Source organism: Gracilibacillus massiliensis (assembly GCF_001458115.1).
GTDB lineage: Bacteria > Bacillota > Bacilli > Bacillales > Amphibacillaceae > Gracilibacillus > Gracilibacillus massiliensis.
The window spans coordinates 381,035-405,649 of sequence record NZ_CZRP01000013.1 but is presented as its reverse complement, the minus strand read 5'-3'; the positions used below and the strand labels follow the sequence as shown (position 1 = coordinate 405,649).

Below are 24,615 nucleotides of genomic sequence, written 5' to 3'. Positions count from 1 at the left end.
GGTAACTCGGGAGGTCCTTTAGGTCTTTCGGATAAAGAAAGTAATGACGAACAAGCGATAATAAAGTGAGGGCTGTCAAATGCCTAAAGGAAGTCGGATAACGGCGTAGTACTGATGAAGTCGGGTAATGCCGATGGAGGAAAGGCCGTTACCTGTCATCACCCTTGATAGAGAAACATAATCCATACCCAGAGGTGGAACGTATTATGGAAACGAAACTTAATAGGATAACAGAATTAGCAAAATCGGATAAGAACCTTGTCTTTAATTCTCTCGTACATTTACTAAATGAAAGTAACTTGAAACAGTGCCATTACCAATTACCGAAAGGTAAAGCAACCGGTGTGAATGGCACTACCAAAGAAATGTACGAAGCGAATTTAGACCAAAACATCAAAGGCCTAGTGAAACGAATGAAGAGAAAGGCTTATCGACCGATTCCGGTCAAGCGTTCTTACATTGACAAGCCGGGTTCCAACAAGAAACGGCCACTAGGTATCCCCGAACATGAAGATAAGATCGTTCAAATGGGTATTACGAAGATTTTGAATGCCATTTATGAAAATGATTTTCTCGATTGTTCCTTCGGTTTTCGTCCGAATAGAAACTGCCATGATGCATTAAAGATTTTAAATGTATACATGGAACAACGGAAAACCAATTATATAGTAGATGCGGATATCAAAGGATTCTTTGATCATGTGAGTCATGATTGGATGATGAAGTTTCTTCGCCATCGTATCAATGACCCCAACTTACTTCGTATTATCGCTCGATTTCTAAAAGGTGGTTATATGGAAGATGGGAAATTTATCGATACAGACCGGGGAACCCCGCAAGGGGGTATCATTTCTCCGGTTCTAGCGAATATCTATCTTCATTATGTGTTGGATCTATGGTTTGAGAAAGCAGTAAAGAAACAATGTAAGGGTCAAGCCTACATGGTTCGCTATGCGGATGACTTTGTGTGTTGTTTCCAATACAAAGAAGATGCCAACCGATTCTACACGAATCTGATTCAAAGGTTACGTAAGTTTCATCTAGAAATTGCAGAGGATAAAACGAAGATTATCTCGTTTGGTCCTTATGCCTGGAAAGATGCAAAGCGTGACGGAAAGAAGAAACCATCTACGTTCGATTTTCTTGGCTTTACGCACTATTGTAGTAAAAGCAAGAAAGGTAATTACCGTGTAAAACGGAAAAGTAGTAAGAAGAAAGTCCGGGCCAAGATTAAACAACATAAAGCTTGGTTAAAAGCAAATCGAACGAGGGATATTCAAGACATCATGCGCCGAATCCAACAATCGCTAGTGGGCTACTATAATTATTATTGTATCACGGATAATGCTCACGAAGTCCACTACTTTTTGCGCTGCATAAAACAACTACTATTTAAATGGATGAATCGAAGGAGTCAACGGAAATCTTTCAGTTGGGAGAAGTTTGAAGTATTTTTGGTGAAATACCCATTACCAAATCCGAGAACGAAAACGAACATATATGACTTGAGGCGTCATATATCGTATATTCTGTGAATGATGATAGGAAGAGCCGTGTGCGTGAATAGCGCACGCACGGTTCTGTGAGGAGTGAGGAATACTTAAAGTTATAAAAGTATTCCCGCTTACTCGACCTAACTTTTCCAAGCAAAGACCGCGTGGAAAAGTGGATCTTCAGGGAAAACAATCCCACCGGAGTGGAAGTGGCCGCCTACGCTGAATGATGCTCTACAAAAAGTGCAAATGCTAACAGTTTGGATTGTTTTAAATATAACCTTATATTGCTATTAATGAAAATAGTATTAGAACAAATTCATAGTCGGTATTGAATAAAGCCAACGTTTTTATTCTGACTTGAGTTGTAAAGCATTAAAAAGCGCAGGCGTCCGTTTCCACTCCTGCGGGAAGTTTTTATCCGAAGATCCACTTTTTAAGCGCACTTTGCTTAAAAAGTTAGCTGAGGAGAAAAACCCGCGGAAAGGGAAACGGACAAGCCGGAGCGGTTGCAAAGCGCATGAAATATCTCATAATTACCACAAGAGTTATGTCGCATTGTCCTTCTAATATGCATAAAAATCCAAATGATTTCGTTTGGATTTTTCTAATTAAAGAATTCGTTTGTTACAGTTAATTTAATATTATGAAGTAGATCTCTTAATCATTTTCTTTTGTAGATATTGCATTCGACCAAATAAAGTAATTGCTCCTGCTGACAAACCAACAATTAGTCCTAACCAGTAGCCAAATGCATCTAAACTTGTATAGTTAGCAAATATCCAACCACTAGGCAGACCAATTAACCAATAGGAAACAAGCGACATCCAAAAGGTAATATTAACATCTTTATACCCACGAAGTATCCCTTGAACAGGAGCACCAAATGCATCCGCAAATTGAAAGAAAATCGCATAAAATAAAAATTGCTTTGTTAATGAAATCACTTCAGGATTTTCACTATACAAGCGTGCTACTTGATCATCGAAAATGTAAAGTATGCCGCCAGCTACAAATGCTATCATGACACCTGATACAATGCCTAAATAAGAATAGGATTTTGCATCAACAAATCGTTTAGCACCCACTTCAAATCCTACTGATATCGTTAAAGTCATCGCTATACTCAAGGGTATCATATACAAGAAGGATGCAAAATTTATAGCTGCTTGGTGCGCTGCGATTGTGTTGGTGCTATAAACACTTAACATAAAGGTCACCGCTGAAAAAATACTGACTTCAAAAAAGATGGAAAATCCGATTGGAATCCCTAATCGTAACTGGCTGAACCACTCTTTTAAATCAGGCTTCAAAAAGTTTCTGAAAATCCGATGTTCCCGAAATGGACGGACATAATGAACAATCCAAATCGATAATAGCAGGTTAACAACAAAGGTTAAGGCAGAGGCAATCCCTGCACCAATTCCACCGAAAGTAGGCAAGCCTAACTTCCCGAAGATAAAGATATAATTAAACAGAATATTTAGCGGTAAGGAAATAAGAATAATCGCCATAGATATTCGAGTGTGACCAAGCCCATCAATATAAGAGCGTAATAAATTATAAATAAAAAATGGAATCATCCCGAGTCCAATCGTGATAATATAATACTTAGCGACATGCCGGACCCGTTCTTCCAGATCCATCATCGATAAAATAGGATCAATAAGAAACGCGCCGACAATACTGACCAAGATACCGAGTGCTATCGACAAATACATTCCTTGCTGAACGGTAAATGGGATTTTATCAGCTTCTTTTGCTCCTGTAAGTTGTGCTACAATAGGTGACATCGCCATTAATATACCAACAACCCCCATTTGAACAGGGACCCATAAACTTGAACCAATCGCAACGCCAGCTAAATCAGCTGCACCTGCTTTTCCTGACATAATCGTGTCAAAGAAGTTCATCGCATACATACTTACTTGCGTGATGAGAATAGGTATAAGTATAATCAAAAAGAGTCGTATTTTTTCTCGTAACGTTTTAGTTGGATACATAATCGTACTTCCTTTTCATAGATAGTAGAAGGATTATAACATAAAAAAGATAAGAAGAAAGGAAGATTATATTGAAAGATAAACAAATTATTTTTACTGGAGGAGGAACTGCTGGACATGTGATGGTCAACCTTGCGATCATTCCAGAGTTTCTTAATGAAGGGTGGTCGGTAGATTATATTGGTTCGAAAGATGGAATCGAGAAAGAATTAATTGAATCTATTGAAGGTGTCACCTATCATCCAATATCTACCGGCAAACTTAGACGTTATTTTTCTAAAGAGAATTTTAAAGATCCATTTAAGGTACTCAAAGGAACATGGCAAGCACGCCGAATTATTGGAAAAAAGAAACCTACTGTCATTTTCTCAAAAGGTGGGTTTGTTTCGGTGCCGGTTCTGGTGGCTGCTCGATTAAAGGGCGTTCCTGCTGTCATTCATGAATCCGATTATACACCAGGGCTTGCCAATAAATTGGCGATACCTTTTGCCAAAAAAGTACTGGCAACGTTCCCTGAAACATTAAAATATTTACCAGAGGAGAAGGCAGAATGGATCGGAGCTGTTGTCCGGGAAGAACTGTATAAAGGTAACCGTAAAAAGGGATTTCAATTAACAGGTTTTAGTGGTTCAAAAAACGTGTTACTTATAATGGGTGGAAGTGCAGGCTCGCAAAAGATTAACCAGGCCATTCGTGAAGGTCTTGATCAATTATTAGAAGAATTCCAAATTGTACATATTTGTGGAAAAGACAATATAGATGAGCAGTATACACAGCCAGGATATGTTCAATACGGATATATCCAAGATGAATTAAAGGATTTGTTAGCAATAACTGATCTAGTATGCTCTCGAGCTGGTGCAAATGCTATCTTTGAATTTTTAGCATTAAATAAACCAATGTTACTAGTACCACTATCCAGAAATGCTAGCCGAGGCGATCAAATTGTAAATGCAGAATCTTTTGAGAAACAAGGTTATGCTCAAGTGTTAGAAGAAGAACAATTAACAACAGAGTCCTTAACAACAGCGCTAAAACAGTTAAAAAAAGATAAATTAGATATCAAGGATAGAATGAATAACTATCGATCAAGTGAAGCGAAAGAAAGAGTAATCGACATTATTAAGCAGCAAGCAGAAAATAGATAAGCAGTTTTCTTTCTAGAAAAGCAAGATTTTATTAAAATAGGGGATGTACATGATAACAAACTAAGGAGGCGTTTCTGAAATGAGCTTAACTTCAACATTAAAATTGAACAATGGTACAGAAATTCCACAAGTCGGACTAGGTGTGTACAAAGCAGAGCCAGGTGATGAAGTATATCATGCGGTCAAATCTGCTTTGGAACTAGGTTATCGTCATATCGATACTGCATCTTTATATGGGAATGAAGAAGGTGTAGGACAAGCGATTAAAGATAGCAATGTGCCGCGTGAAGACATTTTTGTTACAACAAAAGTGTGGAACGATGAACAAGGATTTGATGAAACGAAAGCAGCTTTCAAGCGAAGTTTAGAACGTCTACAAATGGATTATGTGGATTTATATCTCGTTCATTGGCCAGTGCCAGGTAAATTCACAGAAACGTACAAAGCGTTAGAAGAAATTTACCGAGATGGTAAAGCCAAAGCAATTGGTGTAAGTAATTTTGAGCCTCATCATTTAGAGGAACTCTTAAAAGTAGCAGAAATTAAGCCTGTTGCCAATCAAGTAGAATTACATCCGCAACTGCAGCAAAAAGCAGTAAGAGATTTTTGTGAAAAGCATGACATTAAAGTAGAGGCATGGGCTCCATTAGGTAAAGCTCGCTATTTTGATCATCCCGTATTACAAGAGCTTGCTGCAAAACATAATAAGAAACCATCGCAAATAATAGTTCGTTGGCAATATCAAAGCGGTATTATAACGATACCAAAATCTGTTCATAAAGAACGTCAACAAGAAAATGTTGATATTTTCGATTTTGAATTAACTTCTGAAGATATGGACAAAATGGCAAGCATGGATGAAAACAAACGAATCGGACCACACCCAGACGAATTCGATTACGACGTATAATATAAAAACCACCAGTTTAATTAAACTGGTGGTTTTTACCTTTAATATATATTTCTTCACGGGAATACTACTATTGTTGACGGGAAATAGTCTTCGCTTAACGGGAATTATCCCTTTTTCCCGCCAATCAGCACATGATTCCCGTCTACACAAGGCTAATTCCCGTTAAGAGAAAGAGAATTCCCGCCTAGAATGAGTGGATTCCCGTGAAGAAAACAAATGTTTTAGAACTAACGTAAATTTTAGGATTTCAGTCAACGTATGGTTGCTTGATGAAATTTGATTTAGTATCCCTTTTTCACCAAGTCCAGTTTTCCTGTTGCTGGATCGATTACTAAACCGTGTACTGGGATATCTTCTGGTAATAGTGGATGGTTCTCGATGATTCGTACTGATTGCTCGACATTTGCGGTTACATCATCGAACCCAGTTAACCATTCTTTTGGATCTTTGTCTAAGCTATTAATTGCCGATTGTTCGATTCCCTTGTCTTTCATTAAATTAACAAAATCTTCTGTATTAAAGCCATTCATACCACAACCATGATGGGCAATTACAATTACTTCATCCGCTTGTAACGCATGGATTGCTACCAGGATACTTTTCATCGTACTATCATAGGGATCATTTAAGATCGCGCCTGCATTTTTAACCATTTTAACATCGCCATTTTTTAAATTTAAGGCGTTAGGTAATAATTCAATTAATCGTGTGTCCATGCAAGTGAAAATGACAGCACGCTTGTTAGGAAATTTATCTGTCTCAAAAACTTCGTACCCTCTATCTTCGACAAATTGCTTATTATAATCTAGAATTTCATCTAATAACATTTTTTACACTCCTTTTAAAGTCTTATTACTAATATAAAAGAATATTGCTTTTTCTTCAATCAAAATACCTTTGAAACATGCTATAATAGAATTCAAAATAGGTCGATTATGGTGAGGTGTGACATGCGAGATACGGAAGAAAAAAAAGAGTGGGATATCATAGATGAAGACCTTTACGAAGAAATAGATCCTGAAGAGATGTATGAACTTGTTCAAATAGAAAAACAAAAACTAAAAGAAAAAGAACTGCGAGAAGAAGAAGGAAGAAAGAAAAGACCTTTTCCGAAATGGGCGATCTGGTCGATTGCGATCGCGATGTTTATTCAAGTTATTGCAATACTTCCGCAAACCTTTTCGATACCTGCCATTGAATTTATTAAAACATCTGCACAATTATTGCAAAATGAAACGGTACAGGACTATCGGGAAGCCGTAGTCGTCATAGAAGGTGCAGATAATAAAGGGACAGGTTTTGCTATTTCGGATGATGGCTATATTATCACCAATCATCATGTTATTGAAGATCAATCAAAAATCACCGTCGCATTCAAAGAACAAGGCTTGTTTAATGGGGAAGTAGTGGAGGTTTATCCAGAAATAGATTTAGCATTATTAGATGTGGAAGCAGAGAACTTACCACATTTATCGTTATCCGATGAGAGTACATCGCCTCCAATTAAAGATGTTTATTTTATTGGTAATCCGTTACGTTTTAACGGCATCGCTAATCAAGGGGATTTGATTGGTATGACAGAGTTGGAAAGTTGGAATCAACCTGTTTATATGTTGGATGCTCCAGTATACCGAGGCAATAGTGGTAGTCCGGTGATTGATCAGGATGGAGAGGTAATTGCAGTTGTATTTGCAACACAGAAAAAGGAGCAACACGGTCGGGTAGGATTAGCTGTACCAATAGAATATCTACATGATCTTAGATAAACCTTTGAAGATAAAGGTTTATTTTTTATGAAAAATGGGTAAACATATCAAGGTTAATTGACCAAAAAGTCAAAATCAGTGACTTAGAGTCATTAGAACTAGGTGTATATAGATGAGAACTGATATAAATTAATCACTGCATGACATATGAACTACTTATTGAAAATAAAATTTAATTATTTGTAATCAAATTATGGTAGATAGATCATTCAACATCTTATATTCTAGACAAAGTGACAAAAATAAACCATTGAAATTTTAAAAAATTAAATTGATATATTAAATACAGACAAAAAAACGGATAGATTATACGAAAAATATAAAGGACTGGTGGTGCTGGATATGTTAGAAAGCCAGTTAATCGATAGAGATTATAGATTAGAAGACCAAATTGAATATATTCAACGGGGGGATGAGCAATTAAGAAATGAAATTATAAAGGCATATCAACCATACATAGCGAGATGTGTGTCTGATGTATGCAAACGATATATTAAAAAAAATAATGATGAATTTAGTGTAGGTATGATTGCTTTTAATGAGGCAATCCAACTGTATTCAAAAGATAAAGGTGCGTCTTTTCTCGCATTTGCACAAGTTATTATAAAACGAAAAGTAATTGATTACATTCGAAAAGAACAACGACAATATATGTATCCATCACTTGATGTAAGTGAGGAAGAAGAAATTGAAGATAGTCCATTAGAAATTTCTGAAGCAAAGAAGATTTTTCAATTGGAGCAAGAATCCTGGTACCGCAAGCAAGAAATATTGGAATTATCAAAACAATTAAAAGAATACAAAATTTCCTTTAATGAATTAACGAAAATTTCTCCTAAACATCGTGATGCTAGAGAGTCTGCTGTTTTCGCAGCAAAGCAATTAGTAGAGGATCCATCATTGTATGAATATGTTTGTACCAAAAAGCGTGTTCCAATCAAAAGGTTGTTAAATCTGGTTAGTGTAAGCAAAAAAACGTTAGAAAGAAATCGTAAATATATTCTAACTGTTTTTATTATTCTTACTGGAGATTATATATATTTAAGAGAATACCTCGAGGGGGTAGATCTGTGAAAAAAGGAATTATTGTGGAGCATAACAAAAGATATACTATTGTAATGGATAAAAACGGTATGTTCCATAAAGCTATACCAATAAAGGAAAAAGAAATAGGCATGGAAACATATTACCAGCCTAAAAAAAAGTCTTGGTTTCTATCTTTGTTTTTTATAGGTGGTCCAAAGTGGAAAATAGCGCCGATGATCTTGATTTGTCTGCTATTATTAAGTCCAATGTACATATGGATAGCAGAAGACGAAGAAGCCTATGCAGTCGTAAATATTGATATTAACCCAAGTATAAAGGTAATGATTGACGAGGACTATCAGGTATTAGAGATGGAAGCAATGAATAAAGATGCGGATCAATTATTGAAAAATATGGACTTAAAAGGGCATACGATCACTTCTTTAACAGATGAACTAATTGAATTTTCTCAAAATGAACTTGGTCTGAATAAAGATCGTCCAGTATTAATGGCTGTAAGTTACTATGACAATCAAGCAGAGAATAAACAATTTGAAGAAAAAATCGATGAATATTATCAACAACTTGGATATAAAGTAGCTATTTATGAAGTTGCGGAAGAGTTACGAACACAAGCCGAAACAGACCATATTTCCATGAATCAATTGACTGCAGAACAAATAAATAATTCGGATAATTCTGAGGTAACCAATCTCTCGTCTGAAAACAATAACACCTCTTCCTCATTAGATGACGAAGAAAAAGAACTTATTCAAAATTACTATAATAAGGATGAGGAAGAAGAAAAGAAAGATGATCATTCTGTAGAAGAAGATCAATCAGACGCCTCTGAATCGTCTAAAGAGCCAAAAGTACTTCCAGTTCAAGCTAACGAACGTTCTCAAGAAAAAAAAGCTGTAAATGGAGAAGTAAAGGAAAATCATGGTCAGAAGGTTAAAGAATCAGCAAAAAATCAGGAAAAACAAAAACATGGCCAAGAAGTCAGTGAAAAAGCAAAAAATAAAGAAAAAAAAGGTCAAGGTTCGCAAGCTAAGAAAACATTAAAAAAAGATAACCACGGGCAAAGAGTTAGTAAGGAAGCAAAGAAAAAGAAAAAACCTAATTTCAACAAACAACATAAACTAAATGATAAAAAGACGAAAGAAGATCATAAAGGAAATCATAATTCTAATAAACATATAAATAATCATCCTGGTAAAGGAAATGGAAAGACAAACTGAATATAATGATTAATTAGCTGTGTCAAAACAGATTCAATAAAAAAGAAATCCGAACGCTTATAAATTCCGCGAATTTGTAATCGATCGGGTTTTTTAGTGTACCATTGGAAGAAACTGCGCTATTGTGGTAATTTTGAAACCAGTAGTGTGCTAACATAGCGCTCCGGCCGATTGCTTCGCTTTCCGCGGGGACGGCTTCAGCTAATTTTTCAAAATAAAATAAATTTTATTTTGAAAAATGGATCTTCAGCTCGCCCTGTTCCCGCAGGAGTCTTCGCAATCGGCCTCCGCTATTTGAATAATTCTACAATGTTTGTACCTGCTAGTAATTTGAATTTTTAAGCCAAATAACAAATTCTTCAAATGATAGAAATACCAATAAGCTTACTGATTTTAGCGTTGTAAAATATCAAAGTAGCGTAGGCGTCCGCTTCTACTCCAACGGGATGTTTTTATCCGAAGATCCACTTTGGTAAGTGATCTTTGCTTACCAAAGTTAGCTGAGGAGAAAAACCCGTGGAAAGGGAAGCGGACAAGCCGTAGCGGTTTTAAGCACATACATTATCTCAAAATTACCACACCATTTATTGCGCAGTATCCTGATAATGTGTAGCATCATTCCTTGAAAGTGATCACGTTTCGGGTTGAAGGTAAATTAATTTGTTTCTGTCTCTTCCTAAAATGGGCATGTCTATTTAAAATACGTTATAATTTTTAGTAGACCATAGAGAAGGGATGAAACAGTTTGTCAAAAATCGATTTATCCAACTTTGAAAAGAAAATCATCGTACGAAATATAACCAGTGCCGATTTTGAACAAATTTTTGCATTACAGAAATTATGTTTCCCTAAAATGGAACCATGGAAAAAGGAACATTTAGAGAGTCATCTTACTATATTTCCGGAAGGTCAGTTTTGTGTCGTATATGATGGCCAAATTATTGGCAGTTGTTCTAGTCTTGTTATTAACTTTGATGAATACGACGATCAGCATACATGGGATGATATCACCGATGAAGGATATATCACCAACCATAACCCTGATGGATATAATTTATATGGAATTGAAGTGATGGTCGATCCATCCTTTCAAGGAATGAAGATTGGAAAGCGCCTTTATGAAGCACGAAAAGATTTAGCACGTCGAATGAATTTAAAGAGCATTATTATTGGTGGTAGAATCCCCAATTATCATAAACATCAAAAAGAATTAACACCAAGGGAGTATGTAGAAGAAGTAACCAATCAAAATATATATGACCCTGTCTTAACTTTTCAAATTATGAATGGTTTTTCGGTGATGCGTATTAATCCTAAGTACTTACCAGATGATTATGCGTCCGCACAGTATGCAACGTTAATGGAATGGAATAACATTGATTATCAACCACAAACAAAACGTCACTTTAAAACAGCTTTTCCGGTTCGAATTACGGTGATTCAATATATGATGAAACGGATAGATTCATTTGAAGAATTTGCAAAGCAAGTGGAGTATTATGTGGACGTTGCTTATGATTTCGGTTCAGACTTTGCGGTCTTTCCAGAAATTTTCACGGCACAATTAATGTCCTTTCTAGATGAAAAAGTGCCATCTAAAGCGATTAGAAAGTTAGCGGAATATACCGAGGATTATATTGCATTGTTCACAGACTTAGCAGTGAAGTATAACGTCAATATTGTAGGTGGTTCACATTTTGTTGAAGAAAATGATCACGTCTATAATATTGCTTATTTATTTAGACGTGATGGAACGATAGAAAAGCAGTATAAAATACATGTAACGCCAAACGAACGTAAATGGTGGGGCATTCAACCAGGGGATCAAATTGGTGTTTTTGATACAGATTGTGGCAAGATAGCTATTCAGATCTGTTATGACATTCAGTTTCCCGAATTATCACGTTACGCAGTAGATCAAGGTGCAAATATTATCTTTGTTCCATTTTGTACAGACGATCGTCAAGGCTATCTTCGAGTCCGTTATTGTGCGCAAGCACGTGCTGTTGAAAACCAAGTATATACGGTGATTGCTGGAACTGTAGGTAATTTAACACAGGTAGAAAATATGGATATACAGTATGCACAGTCAGGAATCTTTACGCCATCAGATTTTGAATTTGCTCGTGATGGTATAGTCGGTGAATGTAACCCTAACATCGAAACCGTGGTAGTTGGAGATGTCGATTTAGAGATCTTAAGAAGACAACGTAAGTCAGGAACAGTTCGTCAATTACGTGATAGAAGAAGAGACCTGTTTGAAGTGAATTATCACGGTGCTAACCGCCCGTAATGTCACCCTTTAATCAAAACGGTGACGAGAAAGAACGGAAGCTAGCACTATGATAAGTTTTGCAGGTTTTATACTTCGATGTGACTACTGATCAAAGCATGATCTATATAGTACATGAGTTGTTCGTGTTTATTTATTAAATACTCATTTGAAATGGGATAATGATAAGCATGTAAAAACTGTTCGATTTTTTTTGAAAGTAAATCATCGTTGGTTCGTACCATTAAAACAAGCAGATCATCCCATTGTCCCCAAAGTGTATAGTACAAAGCTTTATCATAATCAATATTGTACAATGATAAATCCCCCTTTTTTTAAAATTTACTTTTTAGATTTTCAGTTGGGGATTTGAAACAGTGATGAATTTCGTCATCAATCAATAGGTGTTTAAAAGATCCAATGATTGAAGTCACCTTTATTATTTGTGATAAAAAACAATTAAATCAGAGGTTCTTTTGGACTTCTTACCATATATTATTTCGGATAAGTAATATTGATTCCTCCCATACTAATGTTGATTCTAAAAAAGGGAGGTAATCAGATGAAATTATCTAAACCAGCTCTAGCACTAACGTTTGCAGCGTCATTGACACTAGTAGGATGCGGGGGTAATGAGTATGGCCAACAAGATGGTGAATATAACGGAAATAACACACAACCGATAGGCTATAACCAAACATCAAACGAGCCCATGACAGATCGTGCAAATAATACAGAGCGTGGACAAGGAAATGAAAATAATCAATTTATGTTTGATGGTAAAACAAATCGTGATGCTGATAACATGGCAAATTCAAGACGTGAAGGCAATAATTACGAGGTGGCGGACAAGGCTGCTGACAAAATAAAAACGGATGTTGAAGAAATCGATCGCGCGTATGTCCTAACCACTGATAATAATGCATATGTTGCTGCTTCTTGGGACAAACGTACAGATAATTCAAGTAAGAATAATAGCGAACTAGGCCAAGCAACAAAGGACAAGATTACAAAAGCTGTGAAATCTGTCAATAATGATATTGATAATGTTTATATTTCGACGAATCCAGATTTTTTTGATTTAGCTGATCAATACACAAATGATGTTGATAATGGTCAACCAGTAGAAGGGTTCTTCCGACGAATTGGCAACATGATCGAAAGAGTTTTTCCAGATGAAGATAATGAATCATTAAGATAAATGAAAAGTGACTTGCATAAAAATTGCAATAAATAAAAAGGGGCTGTTGCACAATCAAGAATTTAGATTGTGCAACAGTTTTTTTGTGAAGACAAAAAAAGCAGACCACAAAGGGCCTGCTTTCGTGTATTATTAACTTATGACCAATAAACTAATAACACAAACTCAGTATACGCAACCATCGACAAATTATCAACTATATCTGCCGATGGATCTGGAAGTAATGATTCCATTAGATGATTCGGTCCGACTCCATTGCCTCTTATGTGAAAGGATGGATTACAGAGAATTACTACAGGCATACTCTCCAAAAGGGAGAAAACCGGTAGTCGATCCAGTCATTTTATTTAAGATCATTACGTACGCGGCTTCCCAAAAAATCACGTCTTCACGCGCCATTGAAAAGGCGTGTCGTCGGGACATTCATTTTCATTGGCTTCTCCAAGGGTATCCCGCTCCTGACCATGCGACCATCAGTCGATTCAAGAAAAAATACCTAACAGATGACGTGATGGCAAAGCTCTTTTTCCAACAAATCGAGTGGCTCTACCAACAAGAAGTGATTACCGGAGAAACCGTCTATATTGATGGTACCAAAATCGAAGCCTATGCTAATCGGTATTCCTTTGTATGGAAAAAGGCCATCACCAAATATGAAACGAACATGTACGTGAAATGGCAAACACTCCTAGAACAGATCAATACAACTTACTGTAAAATGTTCCACACTTCTTATGAGACATTTCATAAGGATTTAAAAAAGGTTCTTGCCTTCCTAGAAGAACGACAGGAAGAAGAACAAATCGTGTTTGTTTATGGTAAAGGGAAAAGAAAAACCGTCCCTCAACGATACCATGAACAAGTAAAGGACATGCTTCAACGCAAAAAGCAATATGACGTTTCCCAGCAGATTATGGGAGAAAAACGGAACAGTTATTCCAAAACAGACCATGATGCCACGTTTATGCGAATGAAAGACGATCATATGAGAAACGGACAACTCAAACCAGCTTACAATGTCCAAGCTGCCGTGGATGCAGAATTCATCGTGGGGATCGATGCTTTTTCAGATCGTAACGACACGACGACATTGATTCCGCTACTTCGCTATCTAAAGGAACATCTCCCTTTCACCTATCGCCATATCGTCGCGGATTCCGGATACGAAAGCGAAGAAAATTATGTGTATTTAGAGAAGCAGGAGCAGACGGCCTATATCAAGCCACAAAATCATGAACGAAAGAAAAAAGCTTCGTTCCAAAAGGAAATCAAACACCGAGAAAATATGGCTTACGACAAAAGCACCGATACGTACACGTGCGCAAATGACAAGCAGTTACATGCGATTCGAAACTATACACGAACCTCGCAGACAGGCTACCAATCTTTGGTAACCGTCTACGAATGTGAAGACTGCACAGGTTGTCCACTTAAGGAGAAATGTACAAAAGCGAAAGGTAATCGACAACTACACGTAGCAAAGCAATTTCTTGCGTTCCGAGAAACAGCGCAAGAAAATATTCAAACAGAAACAGGCACGCTCTATCGCATGAATCGTTCCATACAAGTAGAAGGAACTTTTGGTGTCATAAAGGAAGATTATCATTTGAAAAAGTTTCATTCAAGAGGAATAAACAATGTGCGAAATGAGTTAATGATTCTGGCATTTGGTTATAATCTCAATAAAATACATACAAAAATTCAATCGAACCGTATCCGTCTCTATTACCATCCATTAAAGACAGCTTAAAAATTTTTGAAAAAGTGGAGGCTTATTTAAGTGTGTCAAAAACCGTTCTATTATCCTATTATTACCAAACAACCCAACCGAAATAAAAAGGATCGACCTTAAATACACAATCCAATGGAAAAAAGAGCTGTCGTCTAATGCATACTCTGCATTTTGCGACAGCCCCTTTTTATGCGTATTAGGAAGAAACTGCGACATAGCTGAAGAGGTAATTATGAGATTTTATATGTGCTTTGCAACCGCTGCGGCTTGCCCGCTTTCCTTTCCGCGGGTTTTTACCCTAAGCTAACTTTTTAAGCAAAGTTCACTTTAAAAGTGGATCTTAGGGTAAAAACATCCCGCAGGAGTGAAAGCGGCCGCCTTCGCTCTAAATGGATTTTACAACTGTTGTCACAGCTATCATTTTGAACTTTCTATAAGTATTTCGTTTACATTATGAGATAGTAGTCTTTATTTAAACTCTTGCATCTATTGTAGAACTTTAATTAGCGCAGGCGTTCGCTTCCACTCCTATGGGACTCGTTTTTCCTGAAGATCCACTTTTCCATGCGGTTTTTGCTTGGAAAAGTTAGCTGAAGGAAAAACCCCATGGAAAGGGAAGCGAACAAGCCGTAGCGATTGTTACGCACAAATTTACTGTCAAAATGGCTACATCATTTATTGAGTAGTATCCATATATTGCGCAATAACACATATTGCATCAATTGTGTTTTAATTTTGAGGTATAATCGTCCGCAATATCGATATTGATGAGGTCTCACTTTATTGCAAGAGTCCGTATTTTGTGCTATATTAGTATCAATTCCGATAAAACAGAGTAAAATAGTATGAATTGATATATACTGGAGGAATTCAGATGGGGAGAGAGTTTTTAGAAGTATTTGAAGAATGGGCATCCTCCTATGATGAGGCCGTTACAGGACATGACCCTCAATATAGAGATGTATTTGAAGGATATGATACAATACTGAGTGAAGTAGCCAAGCTTTCTGAAGGGAAAGTGATGGAATTTGGTGTAGGAACAGGTAACTTAACAGAAAAAATATTAGCTAAAGATCTGCAAGTTATTGGCGTAGAACCATCGGAACCAATGCGCCAACTTGCTAAAGAAAAATTACCACAGTTAGAACTTTACGAAGGGGATTTCCTTGATTATCCCTTGCCAAAGCAACAAGTGGATACCATTGTAAGTACCTATGCTTTTCATCACCTAACCAAAGAAGAGAAGAACGTAGCAATTACTAAATTTCATTCCCTTCTAGCTAAAGATGGGCGCGTTGTATTTGCTGACACGGTTTATGAAAATCAGAAAGCAGAAGAGCAAATCAAACAGGAAGCATCACAAAAAGGTTATCTGGAATTGTTAGAAGATCTAAACCGAGAGTATTATCCACATTTAGGGGAATTGCAGGAACTTTTCGAGCAAAATGGTTTTAGTTTTGAAGCAAAGCAGCGGAACAAGTTTGTTTGGTTATTTATTGCTAAAAAACAATAAGAGGAGTGATCAATAATGACAGAAAAAATGAATGTAGAAAGTTTTAATTTAGATCATACAAAGGTTAAAGCACCATATGTACGTTTAGTAGGTGTTACAACAGGTGCAAACGGGGACAAAGTGTATAAATACGATATCCGTTTTTGCCAACCTAATAAAGATCATATGGAGATGGCAGGCCTACATTCCATTGAACATTTAATGGCAGAAAATATTCGAAATCATATAGATAATGTTTTAGATATTAGTCCAATGGGGTGCCAGACAGGATTTTATTTAGCGATTATCAATAATGATAGCTACGATGAAGTGATAACAGCTATAGAAAAAACATTAAACGATGTATTAGAAGCAACGGAAGTACCTGCATGTAATGAAGTTCAATGTGGTTGGGCAGCTAATCACAGCTTAGAAGGTGCTAAAGAAATAGCTGAAAATATGTTAGCTAAGAAAAACGAATGGCATATCGTATTTGCAGAATAATGAGGGATTAGATTGACACTATATCGAAATATACAACAATTAATTGGAGGTACACCGTTAATGGAATTGACGAATTTTTCTCTTCCAGACGGTGTACGCCTTTTTGCAAAACTTGAGTTTTTTAATCCAGGGGGAAGTATCAAAGACAGGTTGGGATTAAATTTTATTGAGGATGCCATTCAATCTGGTCAGTTACAGCCCGGCGGTACTATTATTGAGCCGACAGCAGGTAATACTGGAATTGGTATTGCGTTAGCTGCAGTAAATAAAGGGTTCCGTGTCATTTTTGTCGTACCTGAACATTTCAGTAGAGAAAAGCAACTATTGATGCAAGCATTGGGTGCAGAAATTGTTCATACCAGACGTGAAGATGGTATGAGAGGGGCTATTGATAAAACAAAACAACTATTATCAGAAATACCAAATAGTTATTCTCCTCAACAATTCGAAAATCCATCAAATCCAGATACCTATTACCGTTCGTTAGCTCCAGAAATTGATAAAGATTTAAATGGAGATGTTTCTGTTTTTGTGGCAGGCGCTGGAACTGGTGGAACATTTTCTGGCTCAGCACGTTATTTTAAAGAGAAGAACCCTGAAGTAAAAACAGTCATAGTGGAACCAGAGGGATCCATAATAGCCGGTGGGGAAGCAGGACCTCATCGTACGGAAGGTATTGGAATGGAGTTTTTGCCTGAGTATATGGATCGTCAATTATTTGATGCGATCCATACCGTTGAAGATGCGATTGCTTTTAATATGGTAAAACAACTTGCGGAAAAGGAAGGACTTCTTGTTGGCAGTTCTTCAGGAGCGGCAATGGTTGCTGCATTAAAAGAAGCACAAGCTGCAAAACCTGGAAGCAATATTGTTACCGTATTTCCTGATAGCAGTGAGCGATATTTAAGTAAAGATATTTACCCGTTTGATTAAGAGGAGGTTTTACAATGAAAAGAAAAACAAAAATGGTCCATGGTGGTATTACGGGTGATGAAAAAACAGGTGCTGTATCTGTACCAATTTATCAAGTAAGTACGTACCGACAACCAGAAGCAGGAAAACATACTGGTTATGAATATTCTCGTACTGGTAATCCGACACGACATGCTTTAGAAACCGTAACAGCAGAATTAGAAAATGGAAAAGCGGGTTTTGCATTTGCTTCAGGGATGGCAGCGATAACTTCTGTGATGATGCTGTTAAAAGCAGGTGACCATGTCGTATTAACAGATGATGTGTATGGTGGTACCTATCGTTTAACAACGAAAGTATTAGATCGCATCGATTTATCTCATACCTTTGTGGATACAAGTGATGTCGAAGCTGTGGAAGCGGCGATTAAACCAACTACTAAGATGCTTTATATCGAGACACCAACAAATCCATTGTTAAAAGTAACGGATTTGAAAAAAATGAAAGAAATTGCAGATAAACATAATTTATTATTAGTTGTCGATAATACATTTGCAACACCATACCTGCAAACACCATTGGACTTAGGTGCAGATATTGTTTTGCACAGTGCGACAAAATACATCGGTGGTCACAGCGATGTGGTAGCAGGTCTCGTTGTTGTTAAGGATGACCAATTGGCCGAAGATATTCATTTTATCCAAAACTCAGTAGGTGCTGTTCTTGGTCCACAAGATGCCTGGTTATTAATGAGAGGAATCAAAACACTCGGTCTTCGTATGGAAGCAATTGAAAAGAACGCCAATAAAATTGCGTCCTATCTGGATCAACATAAAGCCGTAGAAAAGGTATATTATCCAGGTTTGGCAAATCATTCAGGACATGATATTACCAATCAACAAGCACAAGGTTTCGGTGGTATGATTGCCTTTGATGTCGGAAGTGGCGAAAAAGCGGACCATGTTCTAAGTAAAGTAGACTTTTTTACATTAGCAGAAAGTCTTGGAGCTGTTGAGAGCTTAATTTCAATCCCAGCCCGAATGACACATGCATCGATTCCAAAAGATCGTCGTGAAGAACTAGGAATTACTGATGGACTGATTCGTTTATCAATAGGGATTGAAGACGTCGATGATTTAATAGAAGATCTGTCAAAAGGATTAAACTAAAGAAAAAGCACCTATCTTTTTTGAAAAAGGTGGGTGCTTTTTCTTATGGACAAAAAAGAGTAATAAACGGAAAAAGTGTCCATAAGAATCGATCTATCGGACAAAAAGAAGCAGAAAACGGAAAAAGTGTCCATAAGAATAATTCTTACGGTCAAAAAGGAGTAGAAAATGAAAAAAATGTCTATAAGATTCATTCTTATGGACACAATGAGAGCATACACATTAAAACTGTCCATGAGTTTCTTTAAAGACAAATATAATTCGTACATGTTAAACTATGGAAGGATAATTGGAAAAGGAAGTGATCGTTATGCAAGAAGTGATAGAATATCTTGAAAAAAATAAAGAGAAACATATTGAAGAACTAAAGCAATTTTTACATATACCTAGTGTGAGTACGGATTCCAGCCATAAAGAGGATGTTACGAAGGCGGCAGAATTTGTCTCAAATTATTTAACAGAGGCAGGATTCCAAACGGTTGAATTGCAGAAAACAAAAGGCCATCCACTTGTATATGCTGAATGGATGGATGCTGGAGAAGATAAACCAACTGTATTGTTTTATGGACACTATGATGTACAGCCGCCAGACCCACTTGATCAATGGAAAAGCGATCCATTCCAAGCAGAAATACGAGATGGACGAATCTATGCGCGAGGAGCAAGTGATGATAAAGGGCAAGTATTTATGCATTTAGTTGTGCTGAAGGCATTTTTACAAACAACAGGGTCATTACCGATTAATGTAAAAGTTTGTATTGAGGGCGAAGAAGAAATCGGAAGTGCTAATTTATATGATATTCTCCATCAACAAAAAGAAAAGTTCTCAGCAGATTTTGCTGTTATTTCTGATTCAGGGATGGTCGCCAAAGACCAGCCGACAATACTATATGGTTTAAAAGGATTTACTGGATTAGAATTCACGTTAAAAGGTCCAGACAATGATTTGCACTCCGGACTTTATGGTGGGGCAATCAAAAATCCGGCAATGGCGATGGCGCAATTATTGGCGACCATGAAAGATGAACAGGAAGTTGTGCAGGTAGCTCATTTTTATGATCAAGTAGAACCATTAACCTCAGAAGAACGACAATTAATTGAAGAAGCTCCAAGTGAAGATTATCCAGTTTCTACTGGTGCAACCAAAACCGTCTCAGAAAAAGGTTACACCGCTAAGGAACATACGATGGCGCGACCGACCCTTGAAATTAATGGTCTATTTAGTGGCTATCAGGGAGAGGGAACCAAAACAATCATTCCTTCGACAGCAACGGCTAAATTGACTTGTCGATTAGTCCCGGGTCAAGATCCAAAACAAATTCAAGATCTCTTAGTAAAACATATAGAAAAACATCTGCCTAAAGGTGTCGAGTTAACCATTAAACGTGAACCATTATCTGCAAAGGCTTATAAAGTGGACCCAAATCACGAGCTGATTACAAAAGCAGCGGCAAGTTTTGCAGAAACCTTTGATAAAGAAGCGGTTTATGTTCGGATGGGTGGATCAATTCCAGTTGTTGAATGGATCGATGCAATATATGATATTCCAGTAGTATTATTAGGGTTTGGTACACCAGATGACCGGCTCCATTCACCGAACGAAAGTTTTCCAATCGCTCATTTCGAAAAAGGAATGAAAACGATTGTTCATTACTGGGAATCTGTGAAAAATTATCAAGGAGTAAATCGTTCATAATAGCTGACATAATAATGATAGAAGCAAAGAGGGGCATAACCAGACAAAAATGTATTCAAATAATAAGTCCCAATTTAAAAATGGTGAGATCCATTAGTTGACTTAATACCATTCAGGGTATAATATATGGATGAACCTTTTAGAACAGTAATAGGAGGAATAATCTATATGTTTATCCTGTGGTTGATCGCAATAGTGATAACAATCGTTATTGCTCACTTAATATATACTAGGTATGTCCCAATTAAAGGCGTCCCTTGTGTGGAACCTAATAAAGAATGTAAGCATGGTAAAGCCATCTTAGATATCCGTGATTACCAAAAAGCAGCTAAAGATAAAGTAGATGGGGCAATCGTTATTCCAGTTCCCTACTTAAGAAGGTATTATTCTGAAATTTCATCACAATCCATTTATGTGATTGCATCTAATCATTTAGAAAAAAATTTAGCGATTCGCTTTTTGAAGAATAAAGGCTTTGATGTTATTGGTTATACCTTAACAGATTGTCAGTGTAAGAAGAAAATCGAACAGATGGTATAAATTGTGAAATAAACCTTACTTTTGTATGAAATAAAGTAAGGTTTATTTTTTTTAGCCTATAAGTACTATTAGTGTGGTAAAATAGTCTTTAATATAATAGCCAGATTACATTAAAGGGGTCATTATTAATGAGGAAATTATTTAATAAAAAAAAGCACGATACTTTCAGTCCTAAGTCACAAGAACTTGAAGTTACACTAAATGTTCAAAGTGGTTCATCTTTTGATAAACAATTAAAAATGGTCAATTTGACAAAAGATGATTTGGTAACACTTATGCAAATAAAACCATGGGTAGAAGAAAATATTGACAAGATTGTGGGACAGTTTTATAAAAACCTAGAGAATGAGTCATCATTAATGGAGATTATAGAAGAGAACAGTTCAATAGAACGGTTAAAACAGACGCTGACCGTACATATTCAAGAAATGTTTAATGGGACAATTGATCAACAGTATTTTGAGAAAAGAATGAGAATTGCCCATATCCACTTTAAAATTGGGTTAGAACCAAAGTGGTATATGTGCGCGTTTCAGGATTTACTAAATTCGTTACTCACTATTTTAGCTGAAAAAATACCTGATAAAGCTTTCTTTTATACTGCCGTATCGTCCACTTCAAAGATCTTAAACATTGAACAACAGCTTGTTTTAGATGCTTATCAAAGTGAAGTCCAGAGAGTGCATGATAACCAAGAACAGGAAAAAGAAGAGTTGCATAAAAAAATAAAAGATACATCAGAGGATTTAGCAGCCATTTTTCAACAATCAGCTGCTTCCACACAATCACTTGTTCATCAACTTGAAGATATTCTTAATTCAGCACAACAGGGAACGGCAACATCGGAAAATGTGGAGAAGTCATCTCAAGATCGCCGCAGAGACCTGCAAGAACAAGAAAAACAAATGGAACAGATGGAAGATAAGATGAATGGAATTAAACAAGAAAGTAGTAGTTTAGCAGATATATCGAAACAAATTGAATCGATTGTCAGTATGGTAACAGATATCGCAGAGCAAACCAATCTTTTAGCATTAAATGCAGCTATTGAAGCGGCACGAGCAGGGGAAGAAGGAAAAGGATTCGCCGTCGTAGCCGATGAAGTACGTAAACTTGCAGAACAAACTAAAAATTCAGTGAGTAATGTAACAGGATTAATTGAAAAAACCAATACTCAAGTAGGAAAAGTAACCGGATATGTAGACGAAGTCCAACAGTCTGTTAGCGGTAGTACGCAAAATATGAAAGATATTCATCAATTTTTTGTAGAATTAGTCGAAAAAATGAATCAATCGAAGGGCCATAACAATACGATTGAAACAGAAATTGAGCAGTTCTTCCATAAGTTAGATGACGTTCATCAGTCGTTTGGACAGATATCTTCTGCTATAGAAGACTTAGTAGACATGACCAATAATAAATAGGTTTTGATAGGACACTCATAAGAATGAGTGTCCTATTTTCTTCTGTTTTTCATATACTGTAGTGGAGGTGTTATGTGTTGAGAGCAGAAGAAAAAGCAAAATTAGAAAAATCAATACAAGAAATCACGGAAATAGCAGAAGGGTTTGGCTTGGATTCCTATCCAATGCGCTATGAGATTTGTCCACCAGAAATCCTGTATACGTTTGGAGCGTATGGAATGCCAACTCGTTTTTCGCATTGGAGCTTCGGTAAGCAATTCCATCGTATGAAACTACAATATGATTTAGGTTTAAGTAAAATATATGAACTCGTAATTAACTCTAATCCTTGTTATGCCTTTTTATTACATTCTAACAGTCTGATTCAAAATAAATTAATTGTCGCCCATGTGCTCGCACACTGCGACTTTTTTAAAAATAATGTCCGTTTTCAAAACACAAAAAAAGATATGGTCGAAAGTATGGCAGCAACAGCCGAAAGAGTAGCAAAATATGAAAAACAGTATGGGATTAAAGAAGTAGAGAAATTTCTAGATGCAGTTCTTGCGATTCAGGAGCATATTGATCCTACGTTATTAAAAGCACAATTAGATTGGCAAAAAGATGAAGAAGAACAGCAATTAGAAAAGAAAAGAACGGAATACGATGACCTGTGGGATTTAGATCAAACAAATATAAATCAAAAATCTTCGAACGTAAAAAGAAAGAAAGCTTTTCCTCCGCAACCTGAAAAAGATATTTTATTATTCATTGAAGAACATAGTCGGGAATTAGAGGAATGGCAAAGAGATATTCTAACAATGATGCGTGAGGAAATGTTGTATTTTTGGCCACAGCTAGAAACGAAAATTATGAACGAAGGCTGGGCCACCTACTGGCATCAACATATAATTAGGGAATTAGATTTAACAAGTGATGAAACAGTTGAATTTGCTTCATTAAATGCCAGCGTGGTGCAACCATCAAAAACGCAAATTAATCCATACTATCTTGGTGTGAAAATGTTTGAAGATATTGAAGAACGTTACAACCATCCAACAGATGAAATGAAACGTTTTGGAGTGACGGAAAATTCAGGTCGTGAAAAAATATTTGAAGTAAGGGAAATCGAATCGGATATTTCTTTTATGCGTAATTATTTAACGAAAGAGTTAGTCGATCGAGAAGATTTATATCTTTTTCAAAAACAGGGCCATCAGTATAAAATTATCGATAAGAAATGGGAGGATGTCCGCGATCAACTAATCTCGACTCGATTAAACGGTGGATTTCCATATTTGACAGTCGATAATGGTGATTATTTACGTAATGGTGAACTATATATTCGTCATCACTATGAAAATGTTGAACTCGATCTCAAATATTTAGAAAAAACGTTACCATATATTTATACGCTATGGGGAAGAGATGTTCATATTGAAACCACAATGGAAGGAAAGCCTTGCTTGTTTTCATGTAATGGCACAAAAGTTGTTAAAAAATTTATGTAAAAGAAGGATAAAAGAAAAGATTTATAGAAGTAGAATGGATACAGTAGTATAAAGAATGGAGGTGTTATTTGATTGGAAATCGTAATCAAAGAGGAATTCACTGCGGTGGGTTTTATAGTGCAGCAAGATTGGGAAGGCTTAATTCGTGAGATGCCTGTGAAGTGGGATTTGTATAAGAACAGTGTGACAGAAATTGATAAAAGAAAAACGGATGTCATGATGGACATTAGTTTAGAACAACATCAAGGAATTTACACACAATTTATTTGTGCAGAAACAGATGATGATGCTTCCGTACCGAAAGGAATGGAGCTGCGAAAAATTCCAACACATCGTTATTTGCATCATCAACATCATGGAAGCTTGGTGGGGATAGCCGAAACATTTGGTGAAATGTATCAATTCGGAAAAGAGAATAGAATAGAATTAGAAACGATGAAAATTGATATCGGGTATACGATCGCAGGAAATGAAACAAGTCATGATCTTTATATAAAAGTAATCGACTAATGTGCTCCTGCCCATTTTACAGTTGGACAAATTACCTAACCTGGTGCCCATCATATAGTGATAGGGAATAGGAGGGTAATCAT

Annotated in this window: 21 protein-coding genes; 18 read left to right on the top strand and 3 right to left on the bottom strand. The window is 36.5% G+C overall.

Annotated features, from left to right (window positions below; translation table 11 throughout):
• Positions 1-206: 206 nt before the first annotated feature.
• On the top strand, positions 207-1,535 hold the full coding sequence (ltrA, locus tag BN3107_RS14365) for a group II intron reverse transcriptase/maturase (protein WP_058308332.1): 1,329 nt from the start codon (positions 207-209) through the stop codon (positions 1,533-1,535).
• Positions 1,536-2,137: 602 nt separating this feature from the next.
• Here the strand turns inward: ltrA and BN3107_RS14360 are convergent.
• Positions 2,138-3,496, bottom strand: a complete 1,359-nt coding sequence (locus BN3107_RS14360) for an MATE family efflux transporter (protein WP_058308331.1) — start codon at positions 3,494-3,496, stop codon at positions 2,138-2,140.
• A gap of 71 nt (positions 3,497-3,567) precedes the next feature.
• Between BN3107_RS14360 and BN3107_RS14355 the strand changes: the two genes are divergently transcribed.
• Entirely contained in the window at positions 3,568-4,644 is a 1,077-nt protein-coding gene (locus BN3107_RS14355) for an undecaprenyldiphospho-muramoylpentapeptide beta-N-acetylglucosaminyltransferase (protein ID WP_058308330.1), read from the top strand.
• A 79-nt stretch (positions 4,645-4,723) separates the two neighbouring features.
• On the top strand, positions 4,724-5,554 hold the full coding sequence (locus BN3107_RS14350) for an aldo/keto reductase (RefSeq protein WP_058308329.1): 831 nt from the start codon (positions 4,724-4,726) through the stop codon (positions 5,552-5,554).
• A 284-nt stretch (positions 5,555-5,838) separates the two neighbouring features.
• On the opposite strand, the gene BN3107_RS14345 is transcribed toward BN3107_RS14350, so the two are convergent.
• A complete protein-coding gene (locus tag BN3107_RS14345) occupies positions 5,839-6,384 on the bottom strand; it encodes a beta-class carbonic anhydrase (RefSeq protein ID WP_058308328.1) in 546 nt (181 codons plus the stop codon).
• 123 nt (positions 6,385-6,507) lie between these two features.
• On the opposite strand from BN3107_RS14345, the gene BN3107_RS14340 reads away from it, so the two are divergent.
• From BN3107_RS14340 to BN3107_RS14325, 4 genes are all read left to right on the top strand, one after another.
• Positions 6,508-7,323 carry a S1C family serine protease gene (locus tag BN3107_RS14340; protein WP_058308327.1) on the top strand — a complete coding sequence of 272 codons (816 nt, stop codon included), beginning with the start codon at positions 6,508-6,510 and terminating at the stop codon, positions 7,321-7,323.
• 342 nt (positions 7,324-7,665) lie between these two features.
• Positions 7,666-8,397 (top strand): RNA polymerase sigma-I factor, encoded by a 732-nt coding sequence (gene sigI / locus BN3107_RS14335; RefSeq protein ID WP_058308326.1) that lies wholly within the window; start codon positions 7,666-7,668, stop codon positions 8,395-8,397.
• Positions 8,394-9,590, top strand: a complete 1,197-nt coding sequence (locus BN3107_RS14330; protein WP_058308325.1) for an anti-sigma-I factor RsgI family protein — start codon at positions 8,394-8,396, stop codon at positions 9,588-9,590. Before sigI ends, BN3107_RS14330 begins: the two co-directional genes overlap by 4 nt.
• 745 nt (positions 9,591-10,335) lie before the next feature.
• On the top strand, positions 10,336-11,883 hold the full coding sequence (locus tag BN3107_RS14325) for a bifunctional GNAT family N-acetyltransferase/carbon-nitrogen hydrolase family protein (RefSeq protein ID WP_058308324.1): 1,548 nt from the start codon (positions 10,336-10,338) through the stop codon (positions 11,881-11,883).
• 68 nt (positions 11,884-11,951) lie between these two features.
• Here BN3107_RS14325 and BN3107_RS14320 read toward each other — a convergent pair whose 3' ends face one another.
• On the bottom strand, positions 11,952-12,179 hold the full coding sequence (locus tag BN3107_RS14320) for a YhdB family protein (RefSeq protein ID WP_058308323.1): 228 nt from the start codon (positions 12,177-12,179) through the stop codon (positions 11,952-11,954).
• Positions 12,180-12,424: 245 nt separating this feature from the next.
• Between BN3107_RS14320 and BN3107_RS14315 the strand changes: the two genes are divergently transcribed.
• From BN3107_RS14315 to BN3107_RS14260, 11 genes are all read left to right on the top strand, one after another.
• The gene (locus BN3107_RS14315; RefSeq protein WP_058308322.1) at positions 12,425-13,063 is read left to right on the top strand and encodes a YhcN/YlaJ family sporulation lipoprotein; all 639 of its coding nucleotides are present in this window, start codon (positions 12,425-12,427) and stop codon (positions 13,061-13,063) included.
• Positions 13,064-13,202: 139 nt separating this feature from the next.
• Positions 13,203-14,813, top strand: a complete 1,611-nt coding sequence (locus BN3107_RS14310) for an IS1182 family transposase (protein ID WP_058308321.1) — start codon at positions 13,203-13,205, stop codon at positions 14,811-14,813.
• 856 nt (positions 14,814-15,669) lie between these two features.
• The gene (locus BN3107_RS14305) at positions 15,670-16,308 is read left to right on the top strand and encodes a class I SAM-dependent DNA methyltransferase (RefSeq protein WP_058308320.1); all 639 of its coding nucleotides are present in this window, start codon (positions 15,670-15,672) and stop codon (positions 16,306-16,308) included.
• 15 nt (positions 16,309-16,323) lie between these two features.
• Positions 16,324-16,791, top strand: a complete 468-nt coding sequence (locus BN3107_RS14300) for an S-ribosylhomocysteine lyase (RefSeq protein ID WP_058308319.1) — start codon at positions 16,324-16,326, stop codon at positions 16,789-16,791.
• A 12-nt stretch (positions 16,792-16,803) separates the two neighbouring features.
• Complete coding sequence (locus BN3107_RS14295) at positions 16,804-17,724, top strand: PLP-dependent cysteine synthase family protein (protein WP_058308318.1); 921 nt, start codon at positions 16,804-16,806, stop codon at positions 17,722-17,724.
• 14 nt (positions 17,725-17,738) lie between these two features.
• On the top strand, positions 17,739-18,872 hold the full coding sequence (locus BN3107_RS14290) for a bifunctional cystathionine gamma-lyase/homocysteine desulfhydrase (RefSeq protein WP_058308317.1): 1,134 nt from the start codon (positions 17,739-17,741) through the stop codon (positions 18,870-18,872).
• A gap of 310 nt (positions 18,873-19,182) precedes the next feature.
• Positions 19,183-20,568, top strand: a complete 1,386-nt coding sequence (locus BN3107_RS14280; protein WP_058308315.1) for a dipeptidase — start codon at positions 19,183-19,185, stop codon at positions 20,566-20,568.
• 261 nt (positions 20,569-20,829) lie between these two features.
• On the top strand, positions 20,830-21,108 hold the full coding sequence (locus BN3107_RS14275; protein ID WP_231735338.1) for a rhodanese-like domain-containing protein: 279 nt from the start codon (positions 20,830-20,832) through the stop codon (positions 21,106-21,108).
• 128 nt (positions 21,109-21,236) lie between these two features.
• Positions 21,237-22,532, top strand: coding sequence for a globin-coupled sensor protein (locus BN3107_RS14270; protein ID WP_058308313.1), 1,296 nt, complete (start codon positions 21,237-21,239; stop codon positions 22,530-22,532).
• A gap of 77 nt (positions 22,533-22,609) precedes the next feature.
• Positions 22,610-24,022 (top strand): SpoVR family protein, encoded by a 1,413-nt coding sequence (locus BN3107_RS14265; RefSeq protein WP_058308312.1) that lies wholly within the window; start codon positions 22,610-22,612, stop codon positions 24,020-24,022.
• Between the two features lie 72 nt (positions 24,023-24,094).
• Positions 24,095-24,532 carry a GyrI-like domain-containing protein gene (locus BN3107_RS14260; protein ID WP_058308311.1) on the top strand — a complete coding sequence of 146 codons (438 nt, stop codon included), beginning with the start codon at positions 24,095-24,097 and terminating at the stop codon, positions 24,530-24,532.
• Positions 24,533-24,615 lie beyond the last annotated feature (83 nt).

Excerpts from the sequence above, each read along its gene's own strand:
- BN3107_RS14290 (WP_058308317.1), top strand. The coding sequence starts at position 17,739 with ATGAAAAGAAAAACAAAAATGGTCCATGGTGGTATTACGGGTGATGAA.
- BN3107_RS14340 (WP_058308327.1), top strand. The coding sequence starts at position 6,508 with ATGCGAGATACGGAAGAAAAAAAAGAGTGGGATATCATAGATGAAGAC.
- ltrA (WP_058308332.1), top strand. The coding sequence starts at position 207 with ATGGAAACGAAACTTAATAGGATAACAGAATTAGCAAAATCGGATAAG.
- BN3107_RS14310 (WP_058308321.1), top strand. The coding sequence starts at position 13,203 with ATGACCAATAAACTAATAACACAAACTCAGTATACGCAACCATCGACA.
- BN3107_RS14345 (WP_058308328.1), bottom strand. The coding sequence starts at position 6,384 with ATGTTATTAGATGAAATTCTAGATTATAATAAGCAATTTGTCGAAGAT.
- BN3107_RS14350 (WP_058308329.1), top strand. The coding sequence starts at position 4,724 with ATGAGCTTAACTTCAACATTAAAATTGAACAATGGTACAGAAATTCCA.
- BN3107_RS14305 (WP_058308320.1), top strand. The coding sequence starts at position 15,670 with ATGGGGAGAGAGTTTTTAGAAGTATTTGAAGAATGGGCATCCTCCTAT.
- BN3107_RS14360 (WP_058308331.1), bottom strand. The coding sequence starts at position 3,496 with ATGTATCCAACTAAAACGTTACGAGAAAAAATACGACTCTTTTTGATT.
- sigI (WP_058308326.1), top strand. The coding sequence starts at position 7,666 with ATGTTAGAAAGCCAGTTAATCGATAGAGATTATAGATTAGAAGACCAA.
- BN3107_RS14270 (WP_058308313.1), top strand. The coding sequence starts at position 21,237 with ATGAGGAAATTATTTAATAAAAAAAAGCACGATACTTTCAGTCCTAAG.
- BN3107_RS14315 (WP_058308322.1), top strand. The coding sequence starts at position 12,425 with ATGAAATTATCTAAACCAGCTCTAGCACTAACGTTTGCAGCGTCATTG.
- BN3107_RS14280 (WP_058308315.1), top strand. The coding sequence starts at position 19,183 with ATGCAAGAAGTGATAGAATATCTTGAAAAAAATAAAGAGAAACATATT.
- BN3107_RS14300 (WP_058308319.1), top strand. The coding sequence starts at position 16,324 with ATGACAGAAAAAATGAATGTAGAAAGTTTTAATTTAGATCATACAAAG.